General features: G+C 36.5%; 28 protein-coding genes, 2 tRNA genes and 6 pseudogenes. 20 read left to right on the top strand and 16 right to left on the bottom strand.

Annotated features, from left to right (window positions below):
• Nucleotides 1-893, top strand: a pseudogene (locus DYY66_RS10485) (aminotransferase class I/II-fold pyridoxal phosphate-dependent enzyme); the annotation flags it as partial.
• On the opposite strand, the gene DYY66_RS10490 reads toward DYY66_RS10485, so the two are convergent.
• Genes DYY66_RS10490 through npdG form a run of 3 tightly spaced genes read right to left on the bottom strand, consistent with a single transcriptional unit; the run spans nt 890 to nt 2,194 of the window.
• Nucleotides 890-1,288 (bottom strand): pyridoxamine 5'-phosphate oxidase family protein, encoded by a 399-nt coding sequence (locus DYY66_RS10490; RefSeq protein WP_166289047.1) that lies wholly within the window; start codon nt 1,286-1,288, stop codon nt 890-892. The pseudogene DYY66_RS10485 and the gene DYY66_RS10490 sit on opposite strands and share 4 nt — an antisense overlap.
• A complete protein-coding gene (locus tag DYY66_RS10495; RefSeq protein WP_166289050.1) occupies nt 1,278-1,502 on the bottom strand; it encodes a hypothetical protein in 225 nt (74 codons plus the stop codon). Before DYY66_RS10495 ends, DYY66_RS10490 begins: the two co-directional genes overlap by 11 nt.
• Nucleotides 1,503-1,522: 20 nt before the next feature.
• Nucleotides 1,523-2,194: an NADPH-dependent F420 reductase gene (gene npdG / locus DYY66_RS10500; RefSeq protein WP_166289053.1), complete on the bottom strand. Its 672-nt coding sequence runs from the start codon at nt 2,192-2,194 to the stop codon at nt 1,523-1,525.
• Nucleotides 2,195-2,249: 55 nt separating this feature from the next.
• Between npdG and DYY66_RS14995 the strand changes: the two genes are divergently transcribed.
• The 11 genes and pseudogenes from DYY66_RS14995 to DYY66_RS10550 all read left to right on the top strand — a co-directional run.
• The coding region (locus DYY66_RS14995) for a histidine phosphatase family protein (protein WP_255496440.1) at nt 2,250-2,376 on the top strand (127 nt) is incomplete at its 3' end.
• 1 nt (nt 2,377) lies between these two features.
• A pseudogene (locus DYY66_RS15000) lies at nt 2,378-2,527 on the top strand (histidine phosphatase family protein); the annotation flags it as partial.
• Nucleotide 2,528: 1 nt separating this feature from the next.
• A pseudogene (locus tag DYY66_RS16580) lies at nt 2,529-3,025 on the top strand (histidine phosphatase family protein); the annotation flags it as partial.
• 71 nt (nt 3,026-3,096) lie between these two features.
• On the top strand, nt 3,097-4,083 hold the full coding sequence (locus DYY66_RS10515; protein WP_255496438.1) for a methyl-accepting chemotaxis protein: 987 nt from the start codon (nt 3,097-3,099) through the stop codon (nt 4,081-4,083).
• 5 nt (nt 4,084-4,088) lie between these two features.
• Nucleotides 4,089-5,153: pseudogene (locus tag DYY66_RS10520) on the top strand (peptidase S8); the annotation flags it as partial.
• Between the two features lie 352 nt (nt 5,154-5,505).
• Nucleotides 5,506-5,742 (top strand): S8 family serine peptidase, encoded by a 237-nt coding sequence (locus tag DYY66_RS16585; protein ID WP_394352640.1) that lies wholly within the window; start codon nt 5,506-5,508, stop codon nt 5,740-5,742.
• On the top strand, nt 5,655-7,363 hold a 1,709-nt coding region (locus DYY66_RS16590; protein ID WP_394352639.1), incomplete at its 3' end, for a S8 family serine peptidase. The genes DYY66_RS16585 and DYY66_RS16590, both read left to right, overlap by 88 nt.
• Before the next feature lie 689 nt (nt 7,364-8,052).
• A complete protein-coding gene (locus DYY66_RS16595) occupies nt 8,053-8,649 on the top strand; it encodes an Ig-like domain-containing protein (RefSeq protein WP_394352641.1) in 597 nt (198 codons plus the stop codon).
• A gap of 39 nt (nt 8,650-8,688) precedes the next feature.
• A complete protein-coding gene (locus DYY66_RS10540; RefSeq protein ID WP_166289068.1) occupies nt 8,689-9,297 on the top strand; it encodes a twin-arginine translocation signal domain-containing protein in 609 nt (202 codons plus the stop codon).
• Nucleotides 9,275-10,713: pseudogene (locus tag DYY66_RS10545) on the top strand (cytochrome bc complex cytochrome b subunit). The gene DYY66_RS10540 and the pseudogene DYY66_RS10545 overlap by 23 nt, the downstream one beginning before the upstream one ends.
• Nucleotides 10,714-10,799: 86 nt before the next feature.
• The gene (locus tag DYY66_RS10550) at nt 10,800-11,270 is read left to right on the top strand and encodes a plastocyanin/azurin family copper-binding protein (RefSeq protein ID WP_166289071.1); all 471 of its coding nucleotides are present in this window, start codon (nt 10,800-10,802) and stop codon (nt 11,268-11,270) included.
• A 14-nt stretch (nt 11,271-11,284) separates the two neighbouring features.
• Here the strand turns inward: DYY66_RS10550 and DYY66_RS10555 are convergent, their stop codons facing one another.
• From DYY66_RS10555 to DYY66_RS10570, 4 genes and pseudogenes are all read right to left on the bottom strand, one after another.
• Nucleotides 11,285-11,635 (bottom strand): hypothetical protein, encoded by a 351-nt coding sequence (locus DYY66_RS10555; protein ID WP_166289074.1) that lies wholly within the window; start codon nt 11,633-11,635, stop codon nt 11,285-11,287.
• 78 nt (nt 11,636-11,713) lie between these two features.
• A tRNA-Arg gene (locus DYY66_RS10560) sits at nt 11,714-11,788 on the bottom strand.
• Nucleotides 11,789-11,823: 35 nt separating this feature from the next.
• Nucleotides 11,824-12,675: a DNA-3-methyladenine glycosylase gene (locus tag DYY66_RS10565; RefSeq protein ID WP_166289077.1), complete on the bottom strand. Its 852-nt coding sequence runs from the start codon at nt 12,673-12,675 to the stop codon at nt 11,824-11,826.
• Between the two features lies 1 nt (nt 12,676).
• Nucleotides 12,677-13,932, bottom strand: a pseudogene (locus DYY66_RS10570) (MBL fold metallo-hydrolase).
• 119 nt (nt 13,933-14,051) lie between these two features.
• Here DYY66_RS10570 and DYY66_RS10575 point away from each other — a divergent pair.
• Together DYY66_RS10575 and DYY66_RS10580 are read left to right on the top strand one after the other, a co-directional pair.
• The gene (locus DYY66_RS10575; RefSeq protein ID WP_166289080.1) at nt 14,052-14,273 is read left to right on the top strand and encodes a hypothetical protein; all 222 of its coding nucleotides are present in this window, start codon (nt 14,052-14,054) and stop codon (nt 14,271-14,273) included.
• 120 nt (nt 14,274-14,393) lie between these two features.
• Nucleotides 14,394-14,696, top strand: a complete 303-nt coding sequence (locus tag DYY66_RS10580; RefSeq protein WP_101009005.1) for an ATP-binding protein — start codon at nt 14,394-14,396, stop codon at nt 14,694-14,696.
• Nucleotides 14,697-14,720: 24 nt separating this feature from the next.
• On the opposite strand, the gene tgtA is transcribed toward DYY66_RS10580, so the two are convergent.
• Both tgtA and DYY66_RS10590 read right to left on the bottom strand, forming a co-directional pair.
• Nucleotides 14,721-16,235 carry a tRNA guanosine(15) transglycosylase TgtA gene (tgtA, locus tag DYY66_RS10585; RefSeq protein ID WP_166289083.1) on the bottom strand — a complete coding sequence of 505 codons (1,515 nt, stop codon included), beginning with the start codon at nt 16,233-16,235 and terminating at the stop codon, nt 14,721-14,723.
• A 34-nt stretch (nt 16,236-16,269) separates the two neighbouring features.
• Nucleotides 16,270-16,821 carry an adenylate kinase family protein gene (locus DYY66_RS10590; protein WP_166289086.1) on the bottom strand — a complete coding sequence of 184 codons (552 nt, stop codon included), beginning with the start codon at nt 16,819-16,821 and terminating at the stop codon, nt 16,270-16,272.
• A gap of 72 nt (nt 16,822-16,893) precedes the next feature.
• Here DYY66_RS10590 and DYY66_RS10595 point away from each other — a divergent pair, with 72 nt between their 5' ends.
• Both DYY66_RS10595 and kae1 read left to right on the top strand, forming a co-directional pair.
• Nucleotides 16,894-18,087 (top strand): redox-regulated ATPase YchF, encoded by a 1,194-nt coding sequence (locus DYY66_RS10595; protein ID WP_166289089.1) that lies wholly within the window; start codon nt 16,894-16,896, stop codon nt 18,085-18,087.
• A 1-nt stretch (nt 18,088) separates the two neighbouring features.
• Nucleotides 18,089-19,072: a KEOPS complex N(6)-L-threonylcarbamoyladenine synthase Kae1 gene (gene kae1, locus DYY66_RS10600; RefSeq protein WP_166289092.1), complete on the top strand. Its 984-nt coding sequence runs from the start codon at nt 18,089-18,091 to the stop codon at nt 19,070-19,072.
• Here kae1 and DYY66_RS10605 read toward each other — a convergent pair.
• A complete protein-coding gene (locus DYY66_RS10605; RefSeq protein ID WP_166289095.1) occupies nt 19,069-19,392 on the bottom strand; it encodes a hypothetical protein in 324 nt (107 codons plus the stop codon). The genes kae1 and DYY66_RS10605 overlap by 4 nt on opposite strands.
• A gap of 119 nt (nt 19,393-19,511) precedes the next feature.
• On the opposite strand from DYY66_RS10605, the gene DYY66_RS10610 reads away from it, so the two are divergent.
• Together DYY66_RS10610 and rdgB are read left to right on the top strand one after the other, a co-directional pair.
• On the top strand, nt 19,512-20,132 hold the full coding sequence (locus tag DYY66_RS10610) for a KEOPS complex kinase/ATPase Bud32 (protein ID WP_166289098.1): 621 nt from the start codon (nt 19,512-19,514) through the stop codon (nt 20,130-20,132).
• Complete coding sequence (gene rdgB / locus DYY66_RS10615; protein ID WP_309224008.1) at nt 20,122-20,685, top strand: RdgB/HAM1 family non-canonical purine NTP pyrophosphatase; 564 nt, start codon at nt 20,122-20,124, stop codon at nt 20,683-20,685. Before DYY66_RS10610 ends, rdgB begins: the two co-directional genes overlap by 11 nt.
• Here the strand turns inward: rdgB and twy1 are convergent.
• Nucleotides 20,645-21,673 carry a 4-demethylwyosine synthase TYW1 gene (gene twy1, locus DYY66_RS10620; RefSeq protein WP_166289104.1) on the bottom strand — a complete coding sequence of 343 codons (1,029 nt, stop codon included), beginning with the start codon at nt 21,671-21,673 and terminating at the stop codon, nt 20,645-20,647. The two genes, rdgB and twy1, sit on opposite strands and share 41 nt — an antisense overlap.
• 316 nt (nt 21,674-21,989) lie before the next feature.
• Here twy1 and DYY66_RS10625 point away from each other — a divergent pair, with 316 nt between their 5' ends.
• Nucleotides 21,990-23,057, top strand: coding sequence for an alcohol dehydrogenase (locus DYY66_RS10625; protein WP_309224009.1), 1,068 nt, complete (start codon nt 21,990-21,992; stop codon nt 23,055-23,057).
• Nucleotides 23,058-23,158: 101 nt separating this feature from the next.
• Nucleotides 23,159-23,230 (top strand) — tRNA-His (locus tag DYY66_RS10630).
• A gap of 56 nt (nt 23,231-23,286) precedes the next feature.
• Here the strand turns inward: DYY66_RS10630 and DYY66_RS10635 are convergent.
• The 5 genes from DYY66_RS10635 to DYY66_RS10655 all read right to left on the bottom strand — a co-directional run bounded on the left by DYY66_RS10635 (nt 23,287) and on the right by DYY66_RS10655 (nt 26,031).
• Nucleotides 23,287-23,634, bottom strand: coding sequence for a hypothetical protein (locus DYY66_RS10635; protein ID WP_166289107.1), 348 nt, complete (start codon nt 23,632-23,634; stop codon nt 23,287-23,289).
• Nucleotides 23,635-23,683: 49 nt separating this feature from the next.
• Nucleotides 23,684-24,448: a methyltransferase domain-containing protein gene (locus DYY66_RS10640; RefSeq protein WP_166289110.1), complete on the bottom strand. Its 765-nt coding sequence runs from the start codon at nt 24,446-24,448 to the stop codon at nt 23,684-23,686.
• A gap of 26 nt (nt 24,449-24,474) precedes the next feature.
• Nucleotides 24,475-24,747 carry a UPF0147 family protein gene (locus DYY66_RS10645; protein WP_166289203.1) on the bottom strand — a complete coding sequence of 91 codons (273 nt, stop codon included), beginning with the start codon at nt 24,745-24,747 and terminating at the stop codon, nt 24,475-24,477.
• 48 nt (nt 24,748-24,795) lie between these two features.
• Nucleotides 24,796-25,104: a non-heme iron oxygenase ferredoxin subunit gene (locus tag DYY66_RS10650; RefSeq protein ID WP_166289113.1), complete on the bottom strand. Its 309-nt coding sequence runs from the start codon at nt 25,102-25,104 to the stop codon at nt 24,796-24,798.
• 66 nt (nt 25,105-25,170) lie between these two features.
• On the bottom strand, nt 25,171-26,031 hold the full coding sequence (locus tag DYY66_RS10655) for a fumarylacetoacetate hydrolase family protein (RefSeq protein WP_166289116.1): 861 nt from the start codon (nt 26,029-26,031) through the stop codon (nt 25,171-25,173).

Consider the following 26,031-nt stretch of genomic DNA (forward strand, 5'->3'; position numbering starts at 1 on the left):
ATTCTTGTAACAAACGGTGTATCTGAGGGACTTGAAATGATAATGGCCTCTATTGTAGAGGCAGGAGATGAAGTGCTAATCCCAGGTCCATACTATCCACCATATGCATCATACGTCAGACTGTTTGGTGGCAAACCGATAGAATTTTTGGTAGACCTTCACAATTCAACTCCAGACCTTGATGATATAAAATCAAAAATTACTAGCAAAACCGTTGCAATATGCCTTATCAGTCCAAACAATCCTACAGGTGTAGTATTTAGTGAAAAATCTCTCAAGGATTTGGTTGACCTTGCAAACGAACATGATCTGTATATCATCTGTGATGAGATATATGATCAAATTGTCTTTGACGAAAAATTCACAGGAATAGGCAAGGTAAGTGGAGACTCGCCTGTAATTCTGCTTAACGGATTTTCCAAAGTTCACTTGATGTCTGGCTGGCGAGTAGGATACATTGGGTTTAATCAATCAAAAAGACTAGAATTATTACGAGAAAATGTACCAAAACTATCTAGAGTAAGAATAGCCACCAACCTGCCAGTACAGTATGCTGCACTAGAATCACTTAATGGTTCACAAGATTATGTGTCCAAGTTTGTCTTGGAACTAAAGAAAAGACGAGACTATACAATCAAGAGACTAAATGGAATGCATGGTATAAGTTGTTCAAATCCAAAAGGTGCGTTTTATGCATTTCCAAAGATTGAACACAACAAGTATGGTTCTGATAAAGAGTTTGTAACAGACTACTAAAGGAAACTGGAATCCTTACTGTTCATGGTTCTGGATTTGGAACTCAGTATGGTACGGGTCACTTTAGAATGGTCTTCCTACCTGATATACCTATTTTAGAGCAAGCACTAGATAAAATAGAAAAATTTGTTGCCTAATATCTCCAGTCTGTGACCTTTTTTGGTGTTATTTCAATAATGCAGTCAGTCTGGTCCAAAAGTTCTTGAGCTGATTTATTTTTTAGACTAGTAAAATATCGTAAAAGAATTTTCTTTGAAATTGATTTCACCATTTCTGTCTTTAAAATTAGCTTGGCTCTCCCCATTCCCATCACACCAATGATATCAGGTGATCTTATTCCTGTATCAACACAAAATGATATCTTGGAATTTTTTTTGATATTTTTTGCCTTTCTTGTATTTGTGTTTGTTCCTACATAGAATTTACCATTTGTATACATGTACCACACAGGAACAATGTGTGGGTCTCCAGAAGAACCTATTGTAGCAAGTCGCAAAATTTTCTGTGATTTTACAAACTTTTCATTCTTCATAGTTCTCTCCCCTAAGACCTAGGATAATGAGAAATCCTGCTATGCCAAACATGCCTACGGATATTTTTTCACTTGTTATGTCTGATGACGTAAAAAAGTCTGTGGTAAATTCTGGTCCCCAAATGAGCAAGTCTCGTATGATTGCAATTGATGCTACAACAATAAACAACACGCCCATAGCTGTAAACCAATTCTTTCTTCTTACTTTGCCCATGCTAACTACTGGTATAGTAACTAGATTATCTTTATGCCTGGGTTCTTCATCTTGTTTTTTATCATTGCATTAAGAAGAATCGGTGTTGCCACTTCTGCAAGATATGACAGAGAACCTGGTCCTAATAGTATGGGTCTGAGATTTTTTATCTCAGTTATTAACTGGCGCACTATGTTTATGGAATCTTCAGCATCCCCACAAACAAATATGTCAGAATCAAGCACAAGTTTTGGATCAACTAGTTTCTTTTCAGATATTGTGTGAAATGCAGAAACCAATCTCGATTTATTCCTCATGTGTTTTTGAACCAATTCAAATGCTGATGGCTTCTTGTCCTTGAATGAAATAAATTCAAATCCAAGATCGGTCTTTATCAAAGGAACTATTGGAGATATCACTGTACAATTGTCTCTCACATGAGGTAAGAGTTGAGAACAAATTGCATCTATGTTTTCATATGGAATTGACAAAACCAAAACATCACTTTCTTTTGCAACGCTAGTGTTGTCTTTTCCTGAAATCTTTCCTTTAAAGGAAACATATTCTTTTTGTGCTAATTCTGAATATTCTCTAGCAGCTTCTTCTGCCTTGGGAGATTCTCTTGAACCAATTATGACATCATGATTTTCACACCATCGTAGAGCAAACCCTTTACCCATTCCGCCAGTTCCACCAATTATTCCAATCTTCATGAAATCAAGCACAAGCAATGTTATTATTATCTTTATTCAATAATTGTAATCGTTATTGCCACTAGTTCTTTTTCTACGACACGGCCAAGCCAAAAATAATGTTGAACGAATTTTAGCTGGACGAACAAAAGGATTTCCTTTGACTGAACTAGGAATTCAACAGGCGCAGCAAATAGGAGACTNGCGCACAAAAGGATTTCCTCTAACTGAACTAGGAATTCAACAGGCGCAGCAAATAGGAGACTTTCTCAAATCATTTAACATATCTAGGATATATTGTAGTCCAATAGAGAGAGCAGAACATACAGCTAAAATAGTTGCCAACAGCGTAGGNACTTTCTCAAACCATTTAACGTATCTAGGATATATTGCAGCCCAATAGAAAGGGCAGAACATACAGCTAAAATAGTTGCCAACAGCGTAGGCCTTGACTGTACTGTTGATGAAAGACTAACAGAAATTGACATGGGATCATTTTCTGGAATGCATTATGATGACATGTTCAAAAAACATGGAAATGTCTTCTTAAAATTCTATCAAGGTCACCCGATAGTTGAAACAAATGGGATCGAGACATTTGCAAGTGTTAAAAAAAGAGTTCTGGACATGGTTTCATATTGCCTGAAAAAACACAATGATGAAACAATTCTGCTTGTTACACACATGGATCCTATCAAATCAATGATATCCACAGTACTCCAACCCAAACCTGAATTGTTATATGAGATGATAATTAGAAACGCATCTCTCACTATATTAAAAAATGAGCAAGCGAATTTCTCAATGGTGGCAATAAACTCTATGAATCCTGAGCGATACTCTAACGAGTAGAATTTTTGACAATGTTTACCATATCAATATAGCAGAACCAATATCTATGGGCTGGCAAAATCATATCTAGATTGAAGCTACTGATATTTGGATTGTTACTCCTTGTAGTTACAAGTAATTTCTTGACAGAGGCTTTTGCTTTGGAGTTGTCTACTGACCGAGATGTATATTCTAAGGGCCAACCTCTTCTTGTCTATGGCCAGGCTCTTCCAAATGAACCTCTAATAATTAGATTATTTGCACCAGATGGAACCATAGCTCAATTCAATCAAATAAATGCTGATGACACTGGTGCTTTTAGTCATATATTGATACGATGGCCTAATGCCACAACTAACTATTCATACGGAACATATTCTGTAGAAGCAATTGCCACAAAAGAACAAGGTACATCAAAGATAATTGATGTAAAATTTTTGGCAAATTCATCATTGATTCAAGTACCACAACAACCAATTGTTCAAGCATCTGTATTTGCTCCGCAGAGCGCAGCTGTTAATCAAACATTCCGAGTCTTTATTCAGGTTACAAGTGATGGATTACTGGTTGCAGGAAATCCTTCTACTGTACTTGGCTCATCACATGTTCACATGCCAGATGGTAGTGTAGTCAACATTTCAGACTCGATAAAAACTCTACACCAAGGACTATTTTATGTAGACTTTACCCCAACCCAGGAAGGTACATACATCTTTCACATAACTGCAGTAAGTAAGGGTACTACTGCAAATGGCTCTGTTGCCACCCTGGTACTCAAACAAAATATCGAAGGAATATCTAATCAAATACTACAATTAAATACTGTTTTGGATTCTACTTCTAAGGAACTTGACAAACTAAAATCCGAAATTCAAGGATTTGGAACTGTACTAAACAGTAGTCAACAGTCTATCACTCAGGCAAACCACAATCTGAACACGAGTGTAACCAAAATGTCTGATTCAGTTGGAAGTATTGACCAAGCATCTACGCAACTAAACTCATTGTTTCTTCCTGTCGTGGCTCTCATAGCAATAATTATAGCACTACAAATAACAATTCTTGCTCGGCGACGATAAACTCCATGGTAAAAAAAAACTCCATCTCAAAGATAGGATTTTTTTTGATCATTGTCTTGTTACTTTCTATTTTCCCAAAAACAGCATTGGGATCATACGATGTAGATCTTCCACACAATAACATAAACATCAAAACAGATCAAGTGTCAGGTCTCATAAATTTTCAACCAGCTTCATATCAAGATGTAGTCAAAAGATATATTGTATTTGGTCCACGATCTGTAGAAAATATAGTCTCACAAGCTAATGGAATTATCTATGGAATGAATTCAATTCATGGTTCTCTTGCACTGGGTTTTTTCAATCAAGATCAAGTCTCAAACTTGAAATTAAATGGATATAATGTGATGGAAGATCTACCATTAGAGTTTGACTCGGTAACACCTGATACGCCAACAACTGATGTATCACGAATTGGCAACATTCTGGGCTCTGATAATGTATTACATAATTATGGATATACGGGAAACGGAATCAAGATAGGAATAGTAGATACTGGAACTGACTTTACAAATCCAGATGTAAGGGATTCAATAGCCCGTGACAAAAATAATGCTCCCATAATGATTGATGCTGATGGACAAGGTATTGTACTGACTAACGCAACATTTGTCGCAAATATCAATGATAAAGGCATAATACAAAATTATACACATACCATACCGAAAAATGTCACATCTTTTGTATATGTGACTTCAAAGGGGGTGTTTCTTAATCTGCACAAAAATGGCAAGGGAACTTATGTCCAAGTCTACAACTCATTATATCCAAAAGGTGGAAATCCAGTTCTAAATGGAACTGTACCAAGTGATTATAAAATAGGAAAAGACCCTAGACACTTTATCCTCTCAAAGAGTGGGGTGTATCACTTTGGCATGATATACGAAAACATATCCCAAGGTCAATATTATAGACTACAACTGGTGCCGGTTCTTGTAGTTGATTCAAACATTCCTGGATTTTATGATACTATAATTGCAGATATGTCTGATTCTTGGAAAGATTATCAAAAATTTGATAGTTTTACCGCTCCAACATATGATTATGATTTTACTGATGAGTCTACAATTNCTAGTGCCGGTTCTTGTAGTTGATTCCAACATTCCTGGATTTTATGATACTATAATAGCAGACATGTCTGATTCTTGGAAAGATTATCAAAAGTTTGATAGTTTTACCGTTCCAACATATGATTATGATTTTACTGATGAGTCTACAATTACACTTGGAAAAGGTAACGAAAATCTTGTCTATGATTCAAATCATGATGGCAATCTTGACTATGGAGCAGGAACAGTAGGTGCACATGTTCTTGATGTATATGGTGTAATTACAAAACCGTCTCTAGTTGACAAAAAGCTAGGAGCAATCAATGGCACACTTCTTCCTCCTCTAGATCCTCACGGAAATTTCTTTGGAATAATGTATGATTTTGGAGGACATGGAACAGGTACTGCTGGTTCCATAACCTCTAGTGGAAAACAAAGCTATGGCATCTACACAAATTCTACAAAGTATCATATACTTGGGGTTGCTCCTGGAGCAAAAATAGTTCCTATCAAGGCGCTTTGGTGGGTGATGCGATCTATGGATGGCTCTGGGCTGCTGGATTTGACCAGGAAAAAAATCAATGGAAGTATACTGGAAATACTCGAGTAGATATAATATCAAACAGCTGGGGAATCTCGACTTTTCCTGCACTCCAGTCAGTTCCAGGACTTGATGTGCAGTCGCTATTACTTGGTGCACTTTGTGTTCCACATTCTCTTGATGTGAACTATCCTGGAATCTTGATGGTTAGTAGTTCTGGTAATGCAGGACCTGGTTATGGTACAATGGGAACTCCTGATGCTGCACCGTTTGGAATTACAGTGGGAGCAGTAACTGATAATGTCTTTGTGGGTTATGGTTCATTTAAGAATCAACCACGATTTGGCAACAATACTTCTCATTTTGGTGAAGTGTCGGGGTTTTCTAGCAAGGGACCATCTCTTATTGGAGACCCAAAGCCAGATCTTATGGCAGTAGGTGAATATAGCTATGTTCCTACATCAATAACAAAATCAAGTAAAAACAATACGAACCAATATGGTTTATTTGGTGGAACAAGCTTGGCTGCACCTCTGGTTGCAGGCTCTGCAGCAATTCTGATGGAGAGTCTAAAAGACAAAAATATTCCATACAATCCATTTACAATAAAAAATATTTTAATGTCAACTGCAACTGATCTTGGAAACGATCCATTCTCTCAAGGTTCTGGACTGGTCAATGTAACAAATGCAGTAAATTTTGTCTTAGGAAACGATGATGTATTTACAGTATACAACGATGCATCGTATAGTAATACAAAGAAGATTTTAGATTCTGCTTTGGATTCGATGAACTCCTCATCAGTTGGTCTAACAAAAATAAATCTCACCAATTCTTCATTACCTGAAACATCTTGGTTTGGTGGTAGATTGTATCCTGGAGATAGAACGTCTGCTACTTTTACAATAGTGAATCCTACTAATCATACGTTGGAGATTAATGTTGAGCCGCAAAAACTTGGATTAATAAAATATGATGTGTACAATGGAACCACTCAAGTACGATTACAAGATCCGTTGATAAAAAAATCTGGAGTCTATAGACCTGATTATGTTCCATTGCAAGAAATCAAAAATTATACTGGATTGACATCGTTCTTTGAAAAGACTAATCCTGTTCCAGATGATGCTTCTCTACTAGTTCTCAACCTGGCATTTCCATTTTCACAATTTATGAATTCGTCTGCAAAAACATATGCTGATGACATGAAGATATCGTCCTTGTACCTGTACGACTGGGACAAGAAAAATGATACATCTGTACCCGTCTCAAACGATCTCTCTTTGATAAATAGAGGTGGTTCATGGGGAACTGTACAAGAACTCAGGGTTTCCGAGCCTGCTACGAAGATAAAACACATTCCTCTAGTTGGTGTTTATCCTGTGCCTACTAGGTATTCATACTGGACAGGTGACACAAAGAAAAACTCTACATCATCTGACTATACACTGACTGCAAGTTATTACAAAAAAATACCATGGAATCAAATCTGGACGAATTCAAAAAATGTTTCAATCAAGCCACACGAATCTGCAAAAATAATCGCTACTCTGATTGTTCCTTTGGATCAATCTCCAGGATTGTACCAAGCATTTGTCAAATTTGAAGGAAGATCACATGCTGTAAATGTTCCCGTTTCGTATGTTGTAATGAAAAAACTTCAACCAAAAGATCTTCCCACTGTAATACANCCATGGGTCTGCAAAAATAATGGCCACACTGATTGTTCCTTTGGACCAATCTCCTGGATTGTACCAAGCATTTGTCAAATTTGAAGGAAGATCACATGCTGTTAATGTTCCAGTTTCATATGCCGTACTGAAAAAACTTCAACCAAAAGATCTTCCCACTGTAATACAAGGACAACAAGGGGATACACTATATGGAAACGGGTACATTGGAGGAGGATTTGATATGTCAAACAGGTATAATGCAGGAGACTGGCGTCAATATTATTTTGATGTAACTGATAAAACAATCAATTCTATTGCAATGACTCTATCTTGGAAAGATCCTGACACAAACCTATCTGTCTTTGTAATAGATCCACAGGGAAAAATTATTCAAACAAATAATCCTCCAGGTGTGATGGGACAGTTCCAGGGGTGGCCAACCAGTGACTGGCTTGGTCCAAGCACCTCATTTAGTGAAGGGGGAGGATTTTATCCGGTAAAGAACAAGGACACAACATCTACTGCATTATACGCATCGGTAAATCAAACTGGTGTTTATTCTGTGTTGATACATGCTCCATTGTTTGGAGGAAGATCAATCTCAGAACCTGTTACTATTACTACCAAATTTTCCACTCTATTACCAATAGAGTCTCAACCTCAGTTGATTGTAGACATTCCACTTTTCATTAATAGTAATTACACCATGAATCCAAAAATAATTGGACAAGGAATTGAGGATGCAAAATATTATCTTGATGGCACTGAACCAAAAACAATTAACCAAACTGGACTGGCAAAAGATGTGAAAAGTCTTTCTGAAGGAGAACATGATATTCAATTTACAATAACTGATACTGTAGGTCATGATGTTTCAAAAGAATTCAAGTTTGTTATAGATAACACTACGCCACAGATTATAGTAAAATCGCCAAAGAACAATTCTCAAGTTTCTGGGATAGTTGATATTGATTTAGATGTAAATGAACTAAATCCTGCACAAAAAGACTGGCTTACTGTGCAAACTCCAAAACAGATCTTCCATGATGTCAAAAATATCCAATTTGATACAACCTCTATCACAAATGGAAACTATACTATTCCGGTAACTGCAAAAGACAGGGCAGGAAATACTGGAATTGCAGACATTGTGTTAAATGTAGACAATTCTCCAAATGTTATGTCTAACTCAACTGGAAGCGATCAGAATCTCATAATTTTTGAGATCCTAGTTGGGATTGGAATTGTATCTACAATAACCATTTTCACTTTGAAAAGATTGAAAATTTCAAAAAGAGGCTAGACAAGGTTTATATGCAATTTTTCAAGAACGGAGCTTTGGATGTCTGAGCAAGATTCTGCCAAGGATGCCCTATCTAGACGTGATTTTCTTAAATTACTTGGAGCCGCCGGAGTTGCTTTGACATTTACGCCGTTTGTGCCATGGGGTAAATTCATGCCAAATCCGTCTAATGCTTCCCTTGAGAGAGCTCAAGTCATCTTGCCTGACGGAACACAGGCAAACGTCAAGACTTTCCCAAAGAATCACTCCGAGGTTATCACTTATCCAAAAACAGGAGACTCTGTACTTGATCAGGAGGCATTCAAAAAATGGCAGTTTATACGATTACCAGAAGAACTTGGTGGTGACAAGGATGATGTTAGCGCTTTTAGAGCCTATAGTATGGTTTGTTTGCATTTGTGGTGTTTGTGGAAATACTGGCCACAAGAAGGTAGAAAAAGAGGTGAATGTCCATGTCATGGAAGTATGTACAATCCATTGAATGGAAAAGCATTTGCAGGACCTGCTTCACTTCAGGCATCGCCGTCAAATGTATTGGCAACTCTTTATTTTGAAACAGATAATGATGGAAATTTATGGATTAAACCAGCTGTGTGGTCTGTAAACGAAAATGGAGTAGTAGGATATGGTCGTTTCCTTAAAACGTAGAAACGGTCTAGTAGATTTCTTCTACTGGATTTGGGATGGGCTGGAACGAACTGTATTCATCGGTACCAAGTTTTCATTTCCTGCAAGATTTGTAAGTCCTTTCGGATTCTTGGGAATGCTCACATTTGTAATATTTGTAATTCTTGGAATCACTGGTGCGTTATTGATGTTCTATTATCAACCAATATTAGATAGAGCTTGGGACAGTGTTGCCAAAATCAATGATACTGTTCCATATGGATTTATGATACGAAATATTCACTATCACGCATCAAATGCAATGGTTCTACTTGCAGTACTTCACATGTATTATCAATACTTTAGTGGTAGATACAAGATACGAAATGAAATCATTTGGGTTACTGGTGTAGTACTTGGTACTGTAACTATCTTGGAAGCCTTTACCGGTTATGATATTATATTTAGTGAACGCGCTGAACTTGCAATCAGTATAGCAGCATCGCTTACAAATTCTATGCCAGTGGTAGGACCTACAATTCGTGATGCCATGTTTGGATCTGGATTTGCTGACTTTATTCTCAGGTTCTATACGATGCACGTATTTCTCTTACCGATAGTAATGTTGGGACTTATGGCAGTTCACATGCCACGATTCTTGGTCTTTGATGTGCCAATGGTATGGCAATCTCGGGAGCAATATTTCTGACAGGTGGAGTCTTCCCAGTGGACCTTGGTTCCAAATTTGAACCCACGGTACCGCCAGGTATCACTGTACCTGAATGGTATCTTACTGGAATCTATGCATTCTTGAGAACGCAATATGACAAATTTGTAACAGGAGTACTATGGCCAGGCATATTCATTGTAGCAATTGCAATGACTCCATTTATAGACCGATACAAGAAATTCTCATGGAAAGATAGGCCAATAGTAACCGCATTTGGAATTACTGGAATAACGCAAGTTATGGTGACAACATATTGGGGCTTTTACATTACACCTGATGTAACAAAACCTCTAGTTGCTAGACTTGTAATTGATCCGATATTTTTCTACCTGATAATGCTATTGCTTGTTCCAATAGGATTTGGATTCTCATATATGATGATATTGCTTGCAAAAGAATCCGAAAGAAAGGCAAAATTGGCAGCTTCAAAAGGTCCACATAAAGCATCACCTATCAATCTCTCTGGAAAATGGATAAATTGGTTAATTGTAGGACTTTTGGCATTCCAAGTATATCTTAACATCGCAGCATACAATGCAGCTCTGAGTGGAATGAAAAACTTTGCACTATTCCTAACTGGACTGATTCTTATGGTATTTGCTGGACTATTCCATTTGTACAGACACGGACTAAATGAAGCAAAGAAGATCCCTACTCCACCGCCTGCCGAGTCTGAATCTCCAAAACCACTTGATGGTAAAGAATCAGCTGCAACTCTGCCTTCGTAGATCTTAATCCTAGAGATCAATTCATAATTCGTTTTAATTATTTTTTGTATAGCTTTATAAGACTAAAAACAAGATTGGCAAATAGTTTGAGTCTTCCATCCTCCAGTCATGCGTATGGAATAGGATTAATTGCAGTTATTGTAGGTGCTGCCATAGGTGTTTCATATTATCAGCTTTATTTTATACCAGAACTTAATGCCAAGCCAATAATTCCGGAAAAAATTCTCAAACCAGGTGACACTACAACAATAATTATTGTTCCTGGTGCAGAAAACTCAGCACAAGAGCAAAACTTTACGCCAAAAACCACCAAGGCTCAACTTGGAGTAAATAATCTAGTCGTTTGGAAGAATACTGGTGAAACTGCTCATACAGTAACCCCTGATAAGCCATTCAAGGACCAATATAGTGGAGACTTTGGCTCTCCTGGAGTTATCAAACCAGGTGCCAGCTATCAATTTGTCTTTACACAAGAAGTAGTTGTGCCATATCACTGCGAACCTCATCCATGGATGAAGGGACAGATAACCATAGAACATGGGGCTTTAACGTCCTAGGAAAATTATAAAATCTAGGGCATTAACTTCCCAAAAACAACATCGCTTTCGATCTCTTTATGCTCCTGAATTATTGATGCTCTAAATTTTATCTCATGAATCTCTTTTGGTTCAAATTCTATAGAAGCCGTAAACTCTACTGAATTTTGTTGCATGTCATTTTTGTTGATAAACAATCTTGAGAGATTCTGTGATATGGATTTGTTATTATATGATCTATATACTATCAGTTGATTAGAGCCTAGAATTTGGGTATTTACTACTACACCATCATATCTTCCTGAATAATTTACTTGGATCTTTCCTCTTATTGTCTCATTACGCTTGAAAGTCATGTTTTCTAATTTCAACTCGATGTCTTTCATATTGTATCTGATCTTCAGGTGAAGATAATTAAATTATTGGAACATGTGTAAGATTTTTTCTTTGTATTATCTAGAAAGCGGGCCCGAAGGGCTTCGATCCCTTGACCACTGGATTAGAAGTCCAGCACTCTATCCAAGCTGAGCTACAGGCCCAAATACCGGGCAATTAGTAGCCATATTAAGGGTTTTTACAACCAATTTTTTTTGTTAAGATCCCTTTCCATCTTGAAGAGAAATTGTTGTGAATAACCTGCATATGGACCAAAATATTCTAAAATTTCACCGTGAAGTTTTTCATATTTTTTTTCTGTCACAGGTTTTTCTGTAACATTACTGAAAAACTTTTTGTAATATTTCAACAAAATTCTTTGTGTCCACCTATCAATTGGAAATGCTTCCATTTTGTCAAGAGAAAATAATGCAATGCAATCTGCTACCTTGTTGCCTATTCCACGAATTTTTTTCAGAGATTCTAAAGTAGTATGATAATCAGCTTTCTTTAATAATGCAAAATCAATCTTTCCAGATTCCACTGCCTGAGATGCCTCTTTGACATATTTTGCTCTAAATCCAAGTTTACACTCGATCAGCTCTCTCATGGATGCATTTGCAAGTGTCTCAGCTTTTGGAAATGTGGTCAACTCATATCCTTCAAACCTCTTCCTGGTGCCAAACTTTTTGCACAAATTTTCTAACATTGATTTGATATTTTGTATGGATGAATTTGAAGAACAGATAAAAGATATGTAGCATTGAAACGGATCTTGTCTTATCAATCTCAGTCCTGGTGATTGTTTTACTGCACCTGCTACTATCTTGTCTCTACTAATGTCTAATAATATTTTTTTTAGGTTATCGTCTGCTCTAAAAAAATTGTCTATATTGTTGGATGCTGATTTAGCACTAAACGGTGATTGGTTTAAAATGATAAGATCCTGACCATCTATGCCTACCCATTGATCTTTAATTTTATTCCAGAGGAAAACCTGTCCACTGTTAATTGTAGTTTCTATGTTTATTGCGGTAAATGTCTTCTGCATGTTATACGTTTATTGTTTCACCAGCTTCTGGTGCATGAGCATCAAACCCAAACTTTTCATGTATCTCGTCTGCAAACTTTGTACAAGAGTCGCTGTCTCCATGAATGGTGAGAACCTTGGGATTGCCCTTGATTTTTTTCATCATCTCAAAAAGAGAATTTCTATCTGCATGTCCTGAAAATTCAAACTGTCTTACTTCTGCTTCACACTTGAATTCTTTCCCTCTCATACCTACTCTGCCGGTGTCCAAAAGTTTTCTTCCTGGTGTTCCTCTCCTTGATATGATACCAATGCAATACCGTTTTTCTTGTCTGCTGCCAAGTGTTGTAAATAAAATACTGCGGACCCACCAACTAACATACCTGCAGGTGAAATTATGACAGCTGGTTCATCTAATGCTCTCTTTCTTTCTTTTTCTCCCTTTATCCATATTGCTTGATGAACAGAATCAGAAAAGACTTTTGGATCACGTAAATATTCTGGATAGTTCAACATTATCTCATTTACTTTAACAGCCATACCGTCCATTACAATTCTATGTTTGAACCCTGCATTCTTTAGGACACATGCAATCTCTTGTGATCTTTCTACTGAAAAAGCAGGCACAAATAATGAGCCTTTTCTATCTAGTACTTCATATGCAAATTCCATGAATTTTTCTTCTGATTCATTTCGAGGCATCTGGTTTGTTTGGGAATATGTACTCTCTGTAATGATCAAATCAATCTCTCCAAAATCAAGATCTGCCTCTCTTAGCATTCTTGATCCTCTCGGATTGATATCTGCAGTGTAAAACAGCCTCTTATTTTCAGATTCTACTAGAACTGATGCCCCACCTAAAACATGGCCTGATTCAAGCAGTTGAAAAGATGCATTTCCTCGTTCCACCTTCTCTTTGTATTTTATCTCTCTTGAATGCATCATCATCTTTGAAACACTGGCAAAATCATACGGTAGTTGACTTTTCTGAATTCTGAGCATATCTTCAATTAATAATCTTGAAAGGTCAAATGTCGGGGGAGTGGCATATACATCAGTACTGCCATTTACAAAGAGTGAAGGCATGTTTCCTGAGTGATCTAGGTGAGCATGAGTTATGATGGCAGCATTAATTTCATGTGGGTTAACCGAAATTGGATATAATGACTCCTTTTTTAGCTCTACTCCATAGTCTAATAGAAAACTAGCCCCGTCACAATTGACTTGGAAAGCTGATCTGCCCACTTCCCTGGCTGCCCCCAATACTCTTACTTGCAAGAATTCAAAACTTTTCCAAAGGACTTTTAAATCTTTAGCACTTGATCTTGGTCTGATCTGTTATGTATCTTGCATAATTTACAAAAGACTTAATTAGATCAAAAAAAAATGATCCGAGTATGGGTAGAACTTTTGAACAATGGTGGAGTACAATCCCAAAAGACCTCAGAGACAAAGTTCGAAGAGGCGATGAAGGAAACAAACCATTATTGAATCAAATAAACTGGATTTGGGTTCACAATATGATGAATCAGAAAGGAGATCTAAATCCTACATCTGCGGAATTGCTTGACTGGGTAACATCAGGCCAGATTGAAGCAATGCGCCAAATAAAGAAGTAAAAATATCATTTATACTTTCTTTTTGTTTTTCTTTTCTTTTTGAAATTGAAATAATTCTATAACTCCGTTATAGATTTTGCAGATCATTTAAATAGCAAACGATGAAAGATCAAAAACAGAATGCCAATCGCAATTCTTCCAGACGTTGATGAACAGAGATGTATAGGTTGTGCACTATGTGTAGAAATCTGTACTTCTCTTGGCCCAGACGTTCTTCGTGTAAAACCAGTAGATGGTTGGAAGAGAGGTAAAGCATTTGTATTTTATCCAGAAAGATGCATCTCAGACGGAGCATGCATTGGAGTTTGCCCAACAAAAGCAATCTTCTGGATGAGACCAATGACTTACACTCCAGGTCAACCAGTACCTCTACACAAGAACGGTATATTCGTAAAAGGCTGGGCAGAAGACGCCGCACTATAAAAGCGGAATCTATCTTCTTTTTTATTATTTTTTAGTATTGAAAAATCTTAATTTTATTTTCATTCCCTTGGAATGGAACTTTAAAAATTCATCTTTCATTGCATAGATGTTTTTGAATTTGTTGTGTTTAAGAAACATGTTCCAAGTCTTGGCAAATTCTGGAAACTCATCATAATCATAATCTGTATCCGATATGACATAGTGAGCTGCAGGATAAACATCTGATAACTCCACAGGTATTATTCCTAGATATGGGTTGTATTGACAAAACTGTATGTCATCAAGTTTAGAAGAGAATTTCTTTTTCAGGCTGTTATATTCTGATGACGCGTAAAATGGTCTGACTCCACCATCTGGAACAATTACTAGGGTCTTCTTTTTTGTCCTAAATTTGCGTACGAGCAAATGAAATCTCAAAACTTCAGGTCTGAATTGATCCTCTTTTGAGAATAGAAACACTGCATTATCCTTGTATCTAGGAGTAGTTTCTGTGAAAAACGATGTATTTTTGGTAAAAACTGGTATGCTCTCAAATAATTTGGGATGGGCACGTGCCTTTCTTATGGTGTATTCCCATAGTCGTCCCTCATGAATGGCCTCCTTTACCCTGTCCACTTCGGCCTTTATGGCATACAGATTATGAAGTGCAATTTTGTTAGTTCTTTCCTCTTTGTCTAGAGATGACATCTCCTTTGGTTTTATTCTGGTACAGATTTCGCAGTTGCAGGCAAAATATGCTACTTCTGAAATGTGTGCAGTGCCATCCTCCATGATGTATCTATCATGTTTTGCATACAGCATGTATGATGCAGAATCAAAGGTATCACAACCAAGGGATACTGCAAGTGGTATTGTAAGTGGATGTCCTGCCCCAAACAAATGAAGCGGAATGGAATCTGGAATGTTCTTCTTTGCAGTCATTATCATTTTGGCAAGTAATTTGTATTCATATGATTCCATAAACTCCACTGGACTGCCTAATGCTAACATCTGAAAACCTGAATCAATGAGTGCCTTTGTTGATTTTTTGACTAGATCAGAATGTTCGCTACCCTGAATTGGCCCGACCCAAATCTGTCCATTGTCATCTCTTGTGTCCAATGTCTCTTTTGAGACTCGTAGTGTATGCTGTACATACTCTATTGCTTTCTTTTTTGATAGTCCAAGTCCTGTTGGACGATCAAGAGGAATTGCAATATCTGTCTTTATTCCTTTTTCAAAGTCCGCAATTTTTCTATAATCAACATCAATGTCACCATATTCTAGGACTTGATATCCGCCAGAATCTGTCATTATTGCACCGTCATAATCAATTATCTTGTGAATGCCTTGTTTTATTGCCTCGTCTCCATACCTCTTCAATGTTATGTATGCATTTGTTATGACCAGATCAAATCCCATCTCTCTTAATTTTTTAGCGGGAATTTTTTGCTTGACGGGATGAATTACTGGAACAAATGCAGGAGTTTCAATTTTACCATGATTTGTATGCAGTATTCCTATTCTTCCTGCCATATCTGATTTTTTTATCTCAAACATTTTACATTATAGCCAAATACGACGTAATTTGAATCTAGTATGGAAAGAATTTTTGCATGTCTCCTTTTTTGAGAATCATGTGTAGCCAGTCTATTTTATCTTCCTTTGTACTTTTTCTCTTAAAAATTAATTCCACCTTCTTTGCAGTAGCAGAAATTGATATATCACTTGTATCAATTTGAAATGTCTTTTTCTTACCAAATTCTCGTACTGCGTCATAATATGTTATGCCTAATATCTCGCTACCGAGATTTTCAAGTGATTTTTTGGTTGAGTATTTTCTTTTCTTGTATATTGGTTGAAGTCTGTATGGGCTCTTTCTTAATACAACTGATACTTTGACATTCTTTGAATCTATTACATATGGTGCAAGATGCCCTACTAGTATGGAATTTTCTGATGCCTTTTTATCTATTATTTTTTTTAGCTTGTTTACATCTACGTCAAGAGCATGGTTATTCTTTTTAGTTAATCCTTGTTCTATTGCAATCTTGTTGATATCGATAATCTCAAGATTCAGCTTTTTTGAAATCAACTTGGCTATAGTATGCTTGCCTGTTCCAGGATTTCCAGTTATTATGTTCAATAAATGTCATCAAATGAATTGAAATTAAACGCTTTTGGAATACTAATAAGAGCATATCTCGGACTCTTTTGCATGCAAATTGGTCTATTGGGGAAAACTAATGTTGGCAAATCGACATTTTTTTCAGCTGCAACTCAGACAACTGCGCAGATTGGAAATTACCCCTTTACAACTATTGAACCAAATGTGGGAATTGCATATGTTAAGACCGATTGTGCATGCAAACATTTTGCCATGACACACAATCATCCATTATGCATTAATGGAACTAGGTATATTGCAGTCAAGCTAATTGATGTTGCAGGCCTTGTACCTGGGGCTCATGAAGGTAAGGGTCTTGGTAACAAATTTCTAGATGATGCAAGGACATCTGAAGTTTTAATTCATGTAATAGATGCTTCTGGCTCTACCGACATACAAGGTCAGTCTGTTCCTGTAGGAACTCATGATCCTATGGAAGATGTAAAATTTGTTGAAGAGGAGTTTGATCAATGGATGAAACAAATACTTCAACGAGAATGGCAAAAACTTGCTAGAGAATTAGAGAGTAAAAGCGGGAAGGTGATTCAAGCAATTGCACAGAGATTTAGTGGATTGGGAATAGATGAATATGATGTAGAATCTGTTGTGCATACCTTGAATTTACAGTCAAAGAAACCTCATGACTGGAATGAAGATGATCTTTCCACATTTATTAAAACACTCAGAAAACGAACAAAGCCCATTATCATAGCTGCAAATAAATCGGATTTATGCCATGATCTAGGTATCTTGGATGAGTTTAAAAAAATACACCCAGCTGTTGCATGTAGTGCAGAAACTGAACTCCTTCTAAGAAAAGCTGCAAAAAATGGCATTATAGATTACCTGCCTGGTGCAAAGTCATTTAAGATAAAAGATGGGCTTAATCTGAATCCACCACAGCAAAAGGCTCTTGAGCTAGCGGAAAAAGTCATGTCGAAATTGGATGGAACTGGAGTCCAACGGGTTCTTGACTATGCATGTTTTGATCTTTTACAAATGATTACGGTATTTCCTGTGGAAGATGAAACAAAACTGTGTAACAAAAATGGAGAAGTACTACCTGATGCAAAACTCTTACGTGTGGGTGCAACTGCAAGAGATCTGGCAAAGTCTATACATCAAGATCTTGCAAAGGGATTTCTTTTTGCCATAGATGCAAAGACAAAGCAAAGAGTGGGTGCAGAACATCAGCTCAAAAATGGCGACGTCTTGAAAATAGTATCGACTCTGAGTAGGGGATAGCATGCTAAGCCTTGGAATAGAGAGCACAGCTCACACATTTTCCTGTGCAATAGTAGAAAAAAAAGGAAGACAGGGAAAAATTCTTTCTGATGTACGAAAGATCTACAGACCTCCGGAAGGAGAAGGAATACATCCAAGAGAAGCATCTCGACATCACGCTGAAAATTCACCACAAGTACTTTCAGAATGTCTCAAAGAGTCTCATGTAACAATAAGTGATCTAGATATGATATCCTATGCAGCAGGTCCAGGTCTTGGACCATGTTTGAGGATTGGCGCAGTTGTGGCAAGATCTCTTGCTTCTTATTATAATATTCCAATATATCCTGTAAATCATGCATTAGGTCATATCGAACTTGGAAAAATGTTGACTGGAGCAAAAGATCCTTTGGTATTGCTTGTCTCAGGAGGTCATACTATGATTTTGGCATTTCTTTCAAAGAAGTGGAGAGTTTTTGGTGAAACGCTGGATATTACTCTGGGACAATTACTTGATCAAATTGGAAGATATTCTGGGTTTGCATCACCATGTGGACCACGAATTGAAGAACTTGCGTTAAAATCAACAGAGTATATCCCATTGCCTTATGTTGTAAAGGGAAATGATGTATCATTTTCAGGTTTATTGTCTGCAACAAAACGAGTGATTCCAAAGGGAATAGAGTCAGCATGTTTCTCGTTGCAAGAAACTGCATTCTCTATGATAGGCGAGGCTACCGAAAGGGCACTCTCATTTACAGGAAAAAAAGAACTCTTGGTTGTTGGCGGGGTTGCAGCAAACAAGAGGTTGTCTAACATACTTTCAAGCATATGTGAAAGACACAACTGCAAGTTTTTTGTAGTCCCAAAAGAATATGCTGGAGACTGTGGTTCTCAAATATCCTGGATTGGATTATTGGAATCATCAAAAAAACCTGGACTAGATCTGAAAGATACTTTTGTAAAACAATCTTGGAGACTAGATACAGTTGAAGTTCTCTATTAGGCAGAATACTTGGAAATAGCTTCTTTCACGTCTTTTTCCCATTTTCCTGTGTTGTATACTCCAAACTTGTAGATTTTTTCACTTTCGTTTGTTTTTATCTTTATTCGTACTTTTTTTATCAGTCTGCCCTCTTTTGCTACCTCTGTTATCTGATTGAGATTTGCTTCTAAAACTGTTTTTCCAAATTTCTTTGAAAAATCAATTATTCTACCTTCTGTCTTGTCAAAGGCAATTCTCTTATTTGTTAATGTAAGAATTCCAGGACCTAACGAGTCTTCGGAACAATCCTCTTGTATTATTCTCTTCTCATCTGGTTCCATATTCACTCGTCTTGCATCCTGTGTTATAATTGTATTTTTACAAAATTATTGTTCTAAAAACTAGTTTGACGAAATAACATGATTGTAACTTAAATTATGTTTGCCAGACTAGTCTTTCATTGAAACTTGTAAAAAAAGGTGCAGAAGCAGATATTTATGTTGCAATTTGGAATGGATTAGATTCTATTTTAAAAATAAGGAAAAAGAAAGATTATCGAGTTCATTCACTTGATATGCGTATACGAACCCTGAGAACAATAAGGGAAGCAAAAATGATCTCAGAGACTAAATCTTTCGGAATAACTACACCACTTGTTTATTTTGTAGATGAGAAAAAATGTGAAATATATCTTCAACTCATAAAAGGAAAACTTGTTCGAGATCTTCCCTTGAATAAAATCATAAAGATGTGTACAGAAATAGGTAAAATAGTTGGAACTCTTCACAAAAATGGTATAATGCACGGAGATTTGACTACATCCAATTTCATTCTCTCAGATCAGGGATTGGTAATACTTGATTTTGGGCTTTCACAAAAAACTGACAAGATAGATGATTATGCAATTGATCTTCGTTTATTCAAGGAAGTTCTAAACAGTGCACATGCTCAAATTGTAGAAGATGCTTGGGTCTCTTTTGTACTGGGATACAGGAAAATATTGGGAAATATGCTGACAGAAAAAGTCCTAAGTCATGTTTCAGTAATAGAAAAAAGAGGTAGATATGCAAATGTTGTCTGACATATTTTTTGTAAGCTCAAACAAAAACAAGTTTGAAGAGGCACAAAATATTGCCTCAAAGTTTGGTTTAAAACTAGAATTTCTAAAGTCTCATTTACAAGAAATTCAGGCAGATACCTTGGAAGAAATTGCTACTCATAAAGCCATGAAGGCATTTTCTATTTATTCAAAGCCTATAATTGTAGAAGATGCGGGTCTTTTCATTAAATCGTTAAATGGATTTCCAGGACCCTATTCCTCATTTGTATTTGATACCATAGGGAACAAAGGAATTTTGCGTCTTGTATCTGTAAAACGAGATGCGGTATTTAGATCAATTATTGCATATTGTGAAAGAGATGGAGATGTACACTTGTTTAGCGCAGATGTGGCTGGTTCAATATCAAAAAAAGAACATGGCAAACGATGGGGTTTTGATCCCATCTTTATTCCGACAGGAAAGAATAAAACATATTCTCAACTTAAAGAAAAAAATCAAATATCACACAGATACCTGGCATTGAAAAATTTCTCTAATTGGTATCTAAATAAGAAGAAATCCAGCGGTCAGTAAATCGGTTTTGATTTTGAAGAACAACAATCCTAGACATATCACTTTCATCCATGACTGAATAGATTCCACTCTGTTTTGCTAGTTCATTTGCAAAATGTCTTATCTCTGACATGTCTGGAGAATTTGAATACTGCAATCTGTTAGTTGATCTACCTACATGCATGTACGATTTTATTTCTATAAAATGCGCATCAGAACGCTTTATCATTTCTGCATATTCAGGAATTAGTTTTTCATCTGCGTTATAATCCTTGATCAAAGTAAATCGTAGTACAGTTCTTGTATCCAGTTCCGCAAGCATCTCCAAGCTTGTATTCCATCTCTCCCATGCATCCTTATATTTTGGCCTATTGACTAGGGTAAAGGTCTCATAGTTTGGAGCATTTGTTGATAGGTACAACTGTGTTGGTAAAGCATCTTCATCTCTTAATCTTTGCAGCATTTCAGGTTCTTGACCATTAGTTACAAGGAAGATTGATTTTGTATTTTGTAGGCTCTTTAGATATTTTATCAGATCTGGTAACTGTGGATACATAGTAGGCTCACCTGATAATGAAATTGCATAATGGCTTGGAAGTAATGATTCATCAAGCTTTTCTTTGTTACTTTTTGGATCTCCGTAATGACCCATGATCAACTTTCTTCTCTCTTCCATCAAGTTAGTCATGATAACTTCTGGAGGTGCAACTTTATCTTCTGGCATCTTCAGAGCACTGTAAAATTCCATTGGTCTCCAACAGTATACACACCTATTTTCGCAAAACATTCCAGCTGGTGAAAATTCCATGCATCTGTGGGTTGAAATGCCATAAAACTTGTGTTTGTAACATTGACCGCCATCCTTGAATGACTTTTTTGTCCAATGACATAATTCTACAGTTGCGTGATCTGAAATTCCATATTTTGCCTTTTTTAATTGACTCAAAATCATGGGTTTGATCTGAATGAATTCATTCTCCGGTTCAATAGTCTCTCCAGAACAACTCATGATCAGATTTCGGTGCTGGTTTTAAATAAATCTAGGGTGTGATTTTATTTCAAAAACGACACACAAGGAGCATTTTCCATTGGAACACAAAGAACTGTGCCTAGATATAGCATTGCGTAAAAGACTACTCCTGCAGCGATTCCCATAGAAATCCACCACATTCTCAGCTTCATATTTGCGATTAGTTTTTTTGTTGCTAATAAACCTAACCTTGATTTTCAGAAAATATCTGATAGTATGATTCTGATCTAAAATTTAATTCTGGATTATATTTACTGGTATTATTTTTATCCACAAAACTATCTTATATGACGTATTGGTACCTCTGAACATGAATGCTGCAAGAATAATCAAAGTAAAAGAACCTCTGGAAGTTCAATCTCTTGAAACTCCAAAACCACGTGGTTCCCAAGTTCTAATTAAAGTAGAATCTGCAGGCGTATGTCATAGCGATATCCACCTGTGGGATGGCGGATATGAGGGTCCTGCAGGCTCATTCATGAAAACAACTGATAGGGGTGTCAAGTATCCATTAACTCCTGGACATGAAGTAGCTGGAGTAGTAGAGAGTATGGGAGAAGATGTGGAAGGATTTGTAAAGAATGAAAAAGTTCTAGTCTTTCCTTGGATCGGTGAAGGTTTATGTCCAGCTTGTAGGGTTGGTGAGGAAAATCTTTGCGACAAACCTAGGTCGTTGGGTGTTTACAATGATGGAGGTTATGCAGAATATGTTCTTGTTCCAAATTACAAATATCTGGCAAAAATAAATGACATGGACACTGATGTATGTGCTCCTTTATCTTGTTCTGCTCTTACTGCTTATGGCGCAATTAAGACTGCAAAACTAAATCCAGATGATAATGTGGTGATTGTGGGTGCTGGAGGACTTGGATTGATGGGTATTCAATTGGCTAAAGCAATTAGCGGTGCAAGAATAATTTCATTAGATGTTAATGATGACAAATTAAAAGTAGCAAAACAAAGCGGTGCGGATATTGTCATCAACTCTTCCAAGGAAGATCCTGTAAAAGCTATAATGGAATTAACAGGTAATTTGGGTGCTGATGCTGTAATTGATTTTGTCAATGCGACAAAATCTGTAGAAACAGATATGCAAATTCTGCGACGTAGAGCTCGTGTTGTTCTTGTTGGTCTATTTGGTGGGTCTCTGCAGTTGAATCTTGTAACTATGCCTACTAGGGCATACAAGTTAATGGGATCATATACTGGTTCCATGACTGATATGATTGAGTTAATTTCTCTTGCTCGTCGAGAAATAATAAAACCAGTGATCTCAAACCGATTCAATCTCAATCAAGCAACTGAGGCATTAACAATGCTAAAAGAAGGAAAAATAATCGGTAGAGGAATAATTAATCCATAAACCTAACTAGTTCATAGTAAATAGTTACAAGTGTATCTGAAAGCAATACCTGTTGCTTGAGTTAAGATTAATACTGGATTGAAAAGGATTTTCCTTATGTGGCCCTTGTAGTACAGTGGCGAGTATAGGGGACTGTGGATCCCCGGACAGGGGTTCGATTCCCCTCAAGGGCCTTTTTTATTTAATTATAACAATTTGATAATTGATATTTCTTCAATTAACTAACTTTTTAAAATATCCCAAACTTACTTGATTCCATCTCTTCTTTTATGGCTAGTTTAACCTTGAGATTTTTTTGGCTGACCTTGTCGCTTAGCCATGTCAAAAACTTGTGTTCCAAGCCTTTTCCTTTTATCTTCTCAAAATCTGGACCCATCTGGTCTGATAGCCTTTTTACAAGAGACTTGTTGACACAAACTACATAGAAATGCCATCCAAAGGCAAATTCTGAATCAGTTACTATGAAATCATTTTCACCATGGACCATCTTTTCTACATTGCCAAGTGTTGATATGATAGCTTTACTGGTATTTTCATAATCTATAGCTGATACGTTGATGTTAATCCTTTCCTGCATAATGTGAATTTATGATGTTTACAAATAAAAACATGACTGATAATTCCATCTAGTGATCAAGTAGATGTTCAACTTCAATGTTGAAAAAAGTCTTGAGAATTCCAATATAGCTTTTTACCGGGTCTGGTATATCATCTCCGCACGCAATTCCGAGATTTTTGGCATTTATCCATATCACAAGTGTTTGAAGTATAGTTAGAAATCTGTCATTTTCAACATTTTTTGAACCAATAGCTTTGGAATATCTATCCGCAAATTCCCATGCAACAGCAAAATCAATACAGTCTGTATTGAATATTGCAAGCATCTGGTCTCGTAAAGATTCTGCTTTTTTGAATGGTATCACATTTAGAATGTATGGAAAATCTATCTTGTCTGGCATGTGTCCTGTAAGAGGACCCCATATGGTTATTATTTTACATCCTGATTTTAGATTTTGAAATCTTGGAATCATTTTCTCAATTATCTTTTCATCTGAAAACCAGAAGAGTATTACACTTGCATCATTAATATCAGAAATCGTAATGTCTTGATGTCTAAACGATCCATTTGTAATGTGTTTTTTCTGGAGTGATTCTTGGCCTTGTGATATTTTCTCTTTGTTGTTATCAATGCCTATGGCTTTCTTTACCATAAATTCCTCTAACGCTATTATGATGCTGTTGCCCTTACCACACCCCAAATGATAAAATATGTCATTTTTTGTAAGATTTGCAAATCTAAAGATCTCTCTTAATGTCTCATCTGATAATTCGACATCTTCTCCACTGATTATGGAATTTGGAAGTGATGATAGATAATCCTCAATTTTCATTAAATCGATTATAGTTTACACTAAATTTATTCCCTTATTCTTTCAAGGGCAGAAACTGCTTGCCACAGTGTAACTCTCACATATGATGGCATGTTAGGATCCTGAGATATGTCATCAAGAAGGCTTATTGCATTAGCGGCTCTCACAGAAACAGGGGCATCTTGTTTTTTCAGGTTTGTAACAAGGTCAGTCAAGTCTTTCTTGATGTTTCTTGGAGTAGAAGGGTTTGATGCAATTTCAGCTAGTGTGTTGATGGCCGTATTCAGAGTATCAATATTTGGATCCTTTTTGTCGACCATTGTAACATTCAAGCTTATGCTAATTGATCTTATTTTATAAAGTTTGCACTATATTTCTACAAAGATATTTTCTGATTCGACTATCACTTTATACGAATTCAAGTCTTTTATCTTGACAGGAAACTCTGAAAGATTACCTGTTTTACAATCAAATTTTGCCCCGTGCCATCCACATTTTATGATCTGTCCATCCAAACTTCCTTCGGAAAGGCTTGCTCCTGCATGAGTACAAGTATCATTTATTGCATAATAGTTTCCGTCTATATTTGCAACAAGTATGTCTTTTCCATCTATTGTGGCTTTTTGTATTTTACCTGGAGTAAAATCACTTGTTTTACCAACAATTATCTTTCCCATGTTTGATGGCAGATTTTATCTCTTAATAATTTTAATGTCTATGCTCTAGAGTATAGAAATTATGCTTTAGACAAATTTTACGGTATTTTGCAGTTTGCCAAGGTTTTCTATCTCCATTTCTATCTTATCTCCATCCTTCAAAAATATGGCATCTGGTTTGTTTAGCATGACTCCGGCCGGTGTTCCAGTCGATATGATGTCTCCTTTCTCTAATGTCATTGCTTTGCTTAGTAGTGATACAATTGAGTATACCTTTAGATGCATATTTGATGTTGAAGAGTTTTGTCTAATGTCTCCGTTTACCTTTGTTAGCATCTTCAGATTTTGTGGTTCTGGTATCTCATCTGCTGAAGTTATCCAAGGGCCACAAGGTGCAAAAGTATCAAAGCCTTTTGCTCTTGTAAACTGTTTATCTTTTGCTTGTATGTCTCTTGCAGAAGTATCGTTTAGAATCATGTATCCAAAAATAGACTCTTTTGCCTGATTTTCTGATACGTTCTTACAATCTTTACCAATGATCACCGCAAGCTCAATTTCATAATCAAGCTTTGAAACGAATGACGGGCAAACTATGTCGGATGTAGCTCCATTGAGTGTTGTTCTTGGTTTTATTACTATTGCTGGTTCATCTGGTGGAATCAAGTTCTGTTCTTTTGCATGATCTTTGTAATTGAATGCCAAACAAATTATCTTGGATGGATTAGGAATTGGAGGAAGAAATTTGAAATCCGATAAGTTTTCTGTATATGTAAGATTTTTTGCATTGTTTTTTATTTCATCATACCAACCATCAAACAAGAAATCTTTGATACTTTGCGGTATTGGGATTCCTGTCTGTGATGTCATACTTTCTCTTGTCAAAACCTTTTCTCCATTGACAAAAGCATATGTTTCCATATTTTGTTTAAGCAATCTTGCAATCTTCAT

It is taken from the genome of Candidatus Nitrosotalea sp. FS (genome assembly GCF_011319475.1).
In the GTDB taxonomy this organism is placed as follows: domain Archaea; phylum Thermoproteota; class Nitrososphaeria; order Nitrososphaerales; family Nitrosopumilaceae; genus Nitrosotalea.

Coding starts and splice junctions, on each gene's coding strand:
- DYY66_RS10655 (WP_166289116.1), bottom strand. CDS start 26,031: ATGAAGATTGCAAGATTGCTTAAACAAAATATGGAAACATATGCTTTT.
- DYY66_RS10580 (WP_101009005.1), top strand. CDS start 14,394: ATGCCAATCGCAATTCTTCCAGACGTTGATGAACAGAGATGTATAGGT.
- twy1 (WP_166289104.1), bottom strand. CDS start 21,673: ATGAGTTGTTCTGGAGAGACTATTGAACCGGAGAATGAATTCATTCAG.
- DYY66_RS10635 (WP_166289107.1), bottom strand. CDS start 23,634: ATGCAGGAAAGGATTAACATCAACGTATCAGCTATAGATTATGAAAAT.
- DYY66_RS10595 (WP_166289089.1), top strand. CDS start 16,894: ATGCAAATTGGTCTATTGGGGAAAACTAATGTTGGCAAATCGACATTT.
- rdgB (WP_309224008.1), top strand. CDS start 20,122: ATGTTGTCTGACATATTTTTTGTAAGCTCAAACAAAAACAAGTTTGAA.
- DYY66_RS10490 (WP_166289047.1), bottom strand. CDS start 1,288: ATGAAGAATGAAAAGTTTGTAAAATCACAGAAAATTTTGCGACTTGCT.
- tgtA (WP_166289083.1), bottom strand. CDS start 16,235: ATGTTTGAGATAAAAAAATCAGATATGGCAGGAAGAATAGGAATACTG.
- DYY66_RS10640 (WP_166289110.1), bottom strand. CDS start 24,448: ATGAAAATTGAGGATTATCTATCATCACTTCCAAATTCCATAATCAGT.
- npdG (WP_166289053.1), bottom strand. CDS start 2,194: ATGAAGATTGGAATAATTGGTGGAACTGGCGGAATGGGTAAAGGGTTT.
- DYY66_RS10650 (WP_166289113.1), bottom strand. CDS start 25,104: ATGGGAAAGATAATTGTTGGTAAAACAAGTGATTTTACTCCAGGTAAA.
- DYY66_RS10495 (WP_166289050.1), bottom strand. CDS start 1,502: ATGGGCAAAGTAAGAAGAAAGAATTGGTTTACAGCTATGGGCGTGTTG.
- DYY66_RS10565 (WP_166289077.1), bottom strand. CDS start 12,675: ATGCAGAAGACATTTACCGCAATAAACATAGAAACTACAATTAACAGT.
- DYY66_RS10555 (WP_166289074.1), bottom strand. CDS start 11,635: ATGAAAGACATCGAGTTGAAATTAGAAAACATGACTTTCAAGCGTAAT.
- DYY66_RS16585 (WP_394352640.1), top strand. CDS start 5,506: ATGTATGATTTTGGAGGACATGGAACAGGTACTGCTGGTTCCATAACC.
- DYY66_RS16595 (WP_394352641.1), top strand. CDS start 8,053: ATGAATCCAAAAATAATTGGACAAGGAATTGAGGATGCAAAATATTAT.
- DYY66_RS10575 (WP_166289080.1), top strand. CDS start 14,052: ATGGGTAGAACTTTTGAACAATGGTGGAGTACAATCCCAAAAGACCTC.
- DYY66_RS10540 (WP_166289068.1), top strand. CDS start 8,689: ATGTCTGAGCAAGATTCTGCCAAGGATGCCCTATCTAGACGTGATTTT.
- kae1 (WP_166289092.1), top strand. CDS start 18,089: ATGCTAAGCCTTGGAATAGAGAGCACAGCTCACACATTTTCCTGTGCA.
- DYY66_RS10605 (WP_166289095.1), bottom strand. CDS start 19,392: ATGGAACCAGATGAGAAGAGAATAATACAAGAGGATTGTTCCGAAGAC.
- DYY66_RS10645 (WP_166289203.1), bottom strand. CDS start 24,747: ATGGTCGACAAAAAGGATCCAAATATTGATACTCTGAATACGGCCATC.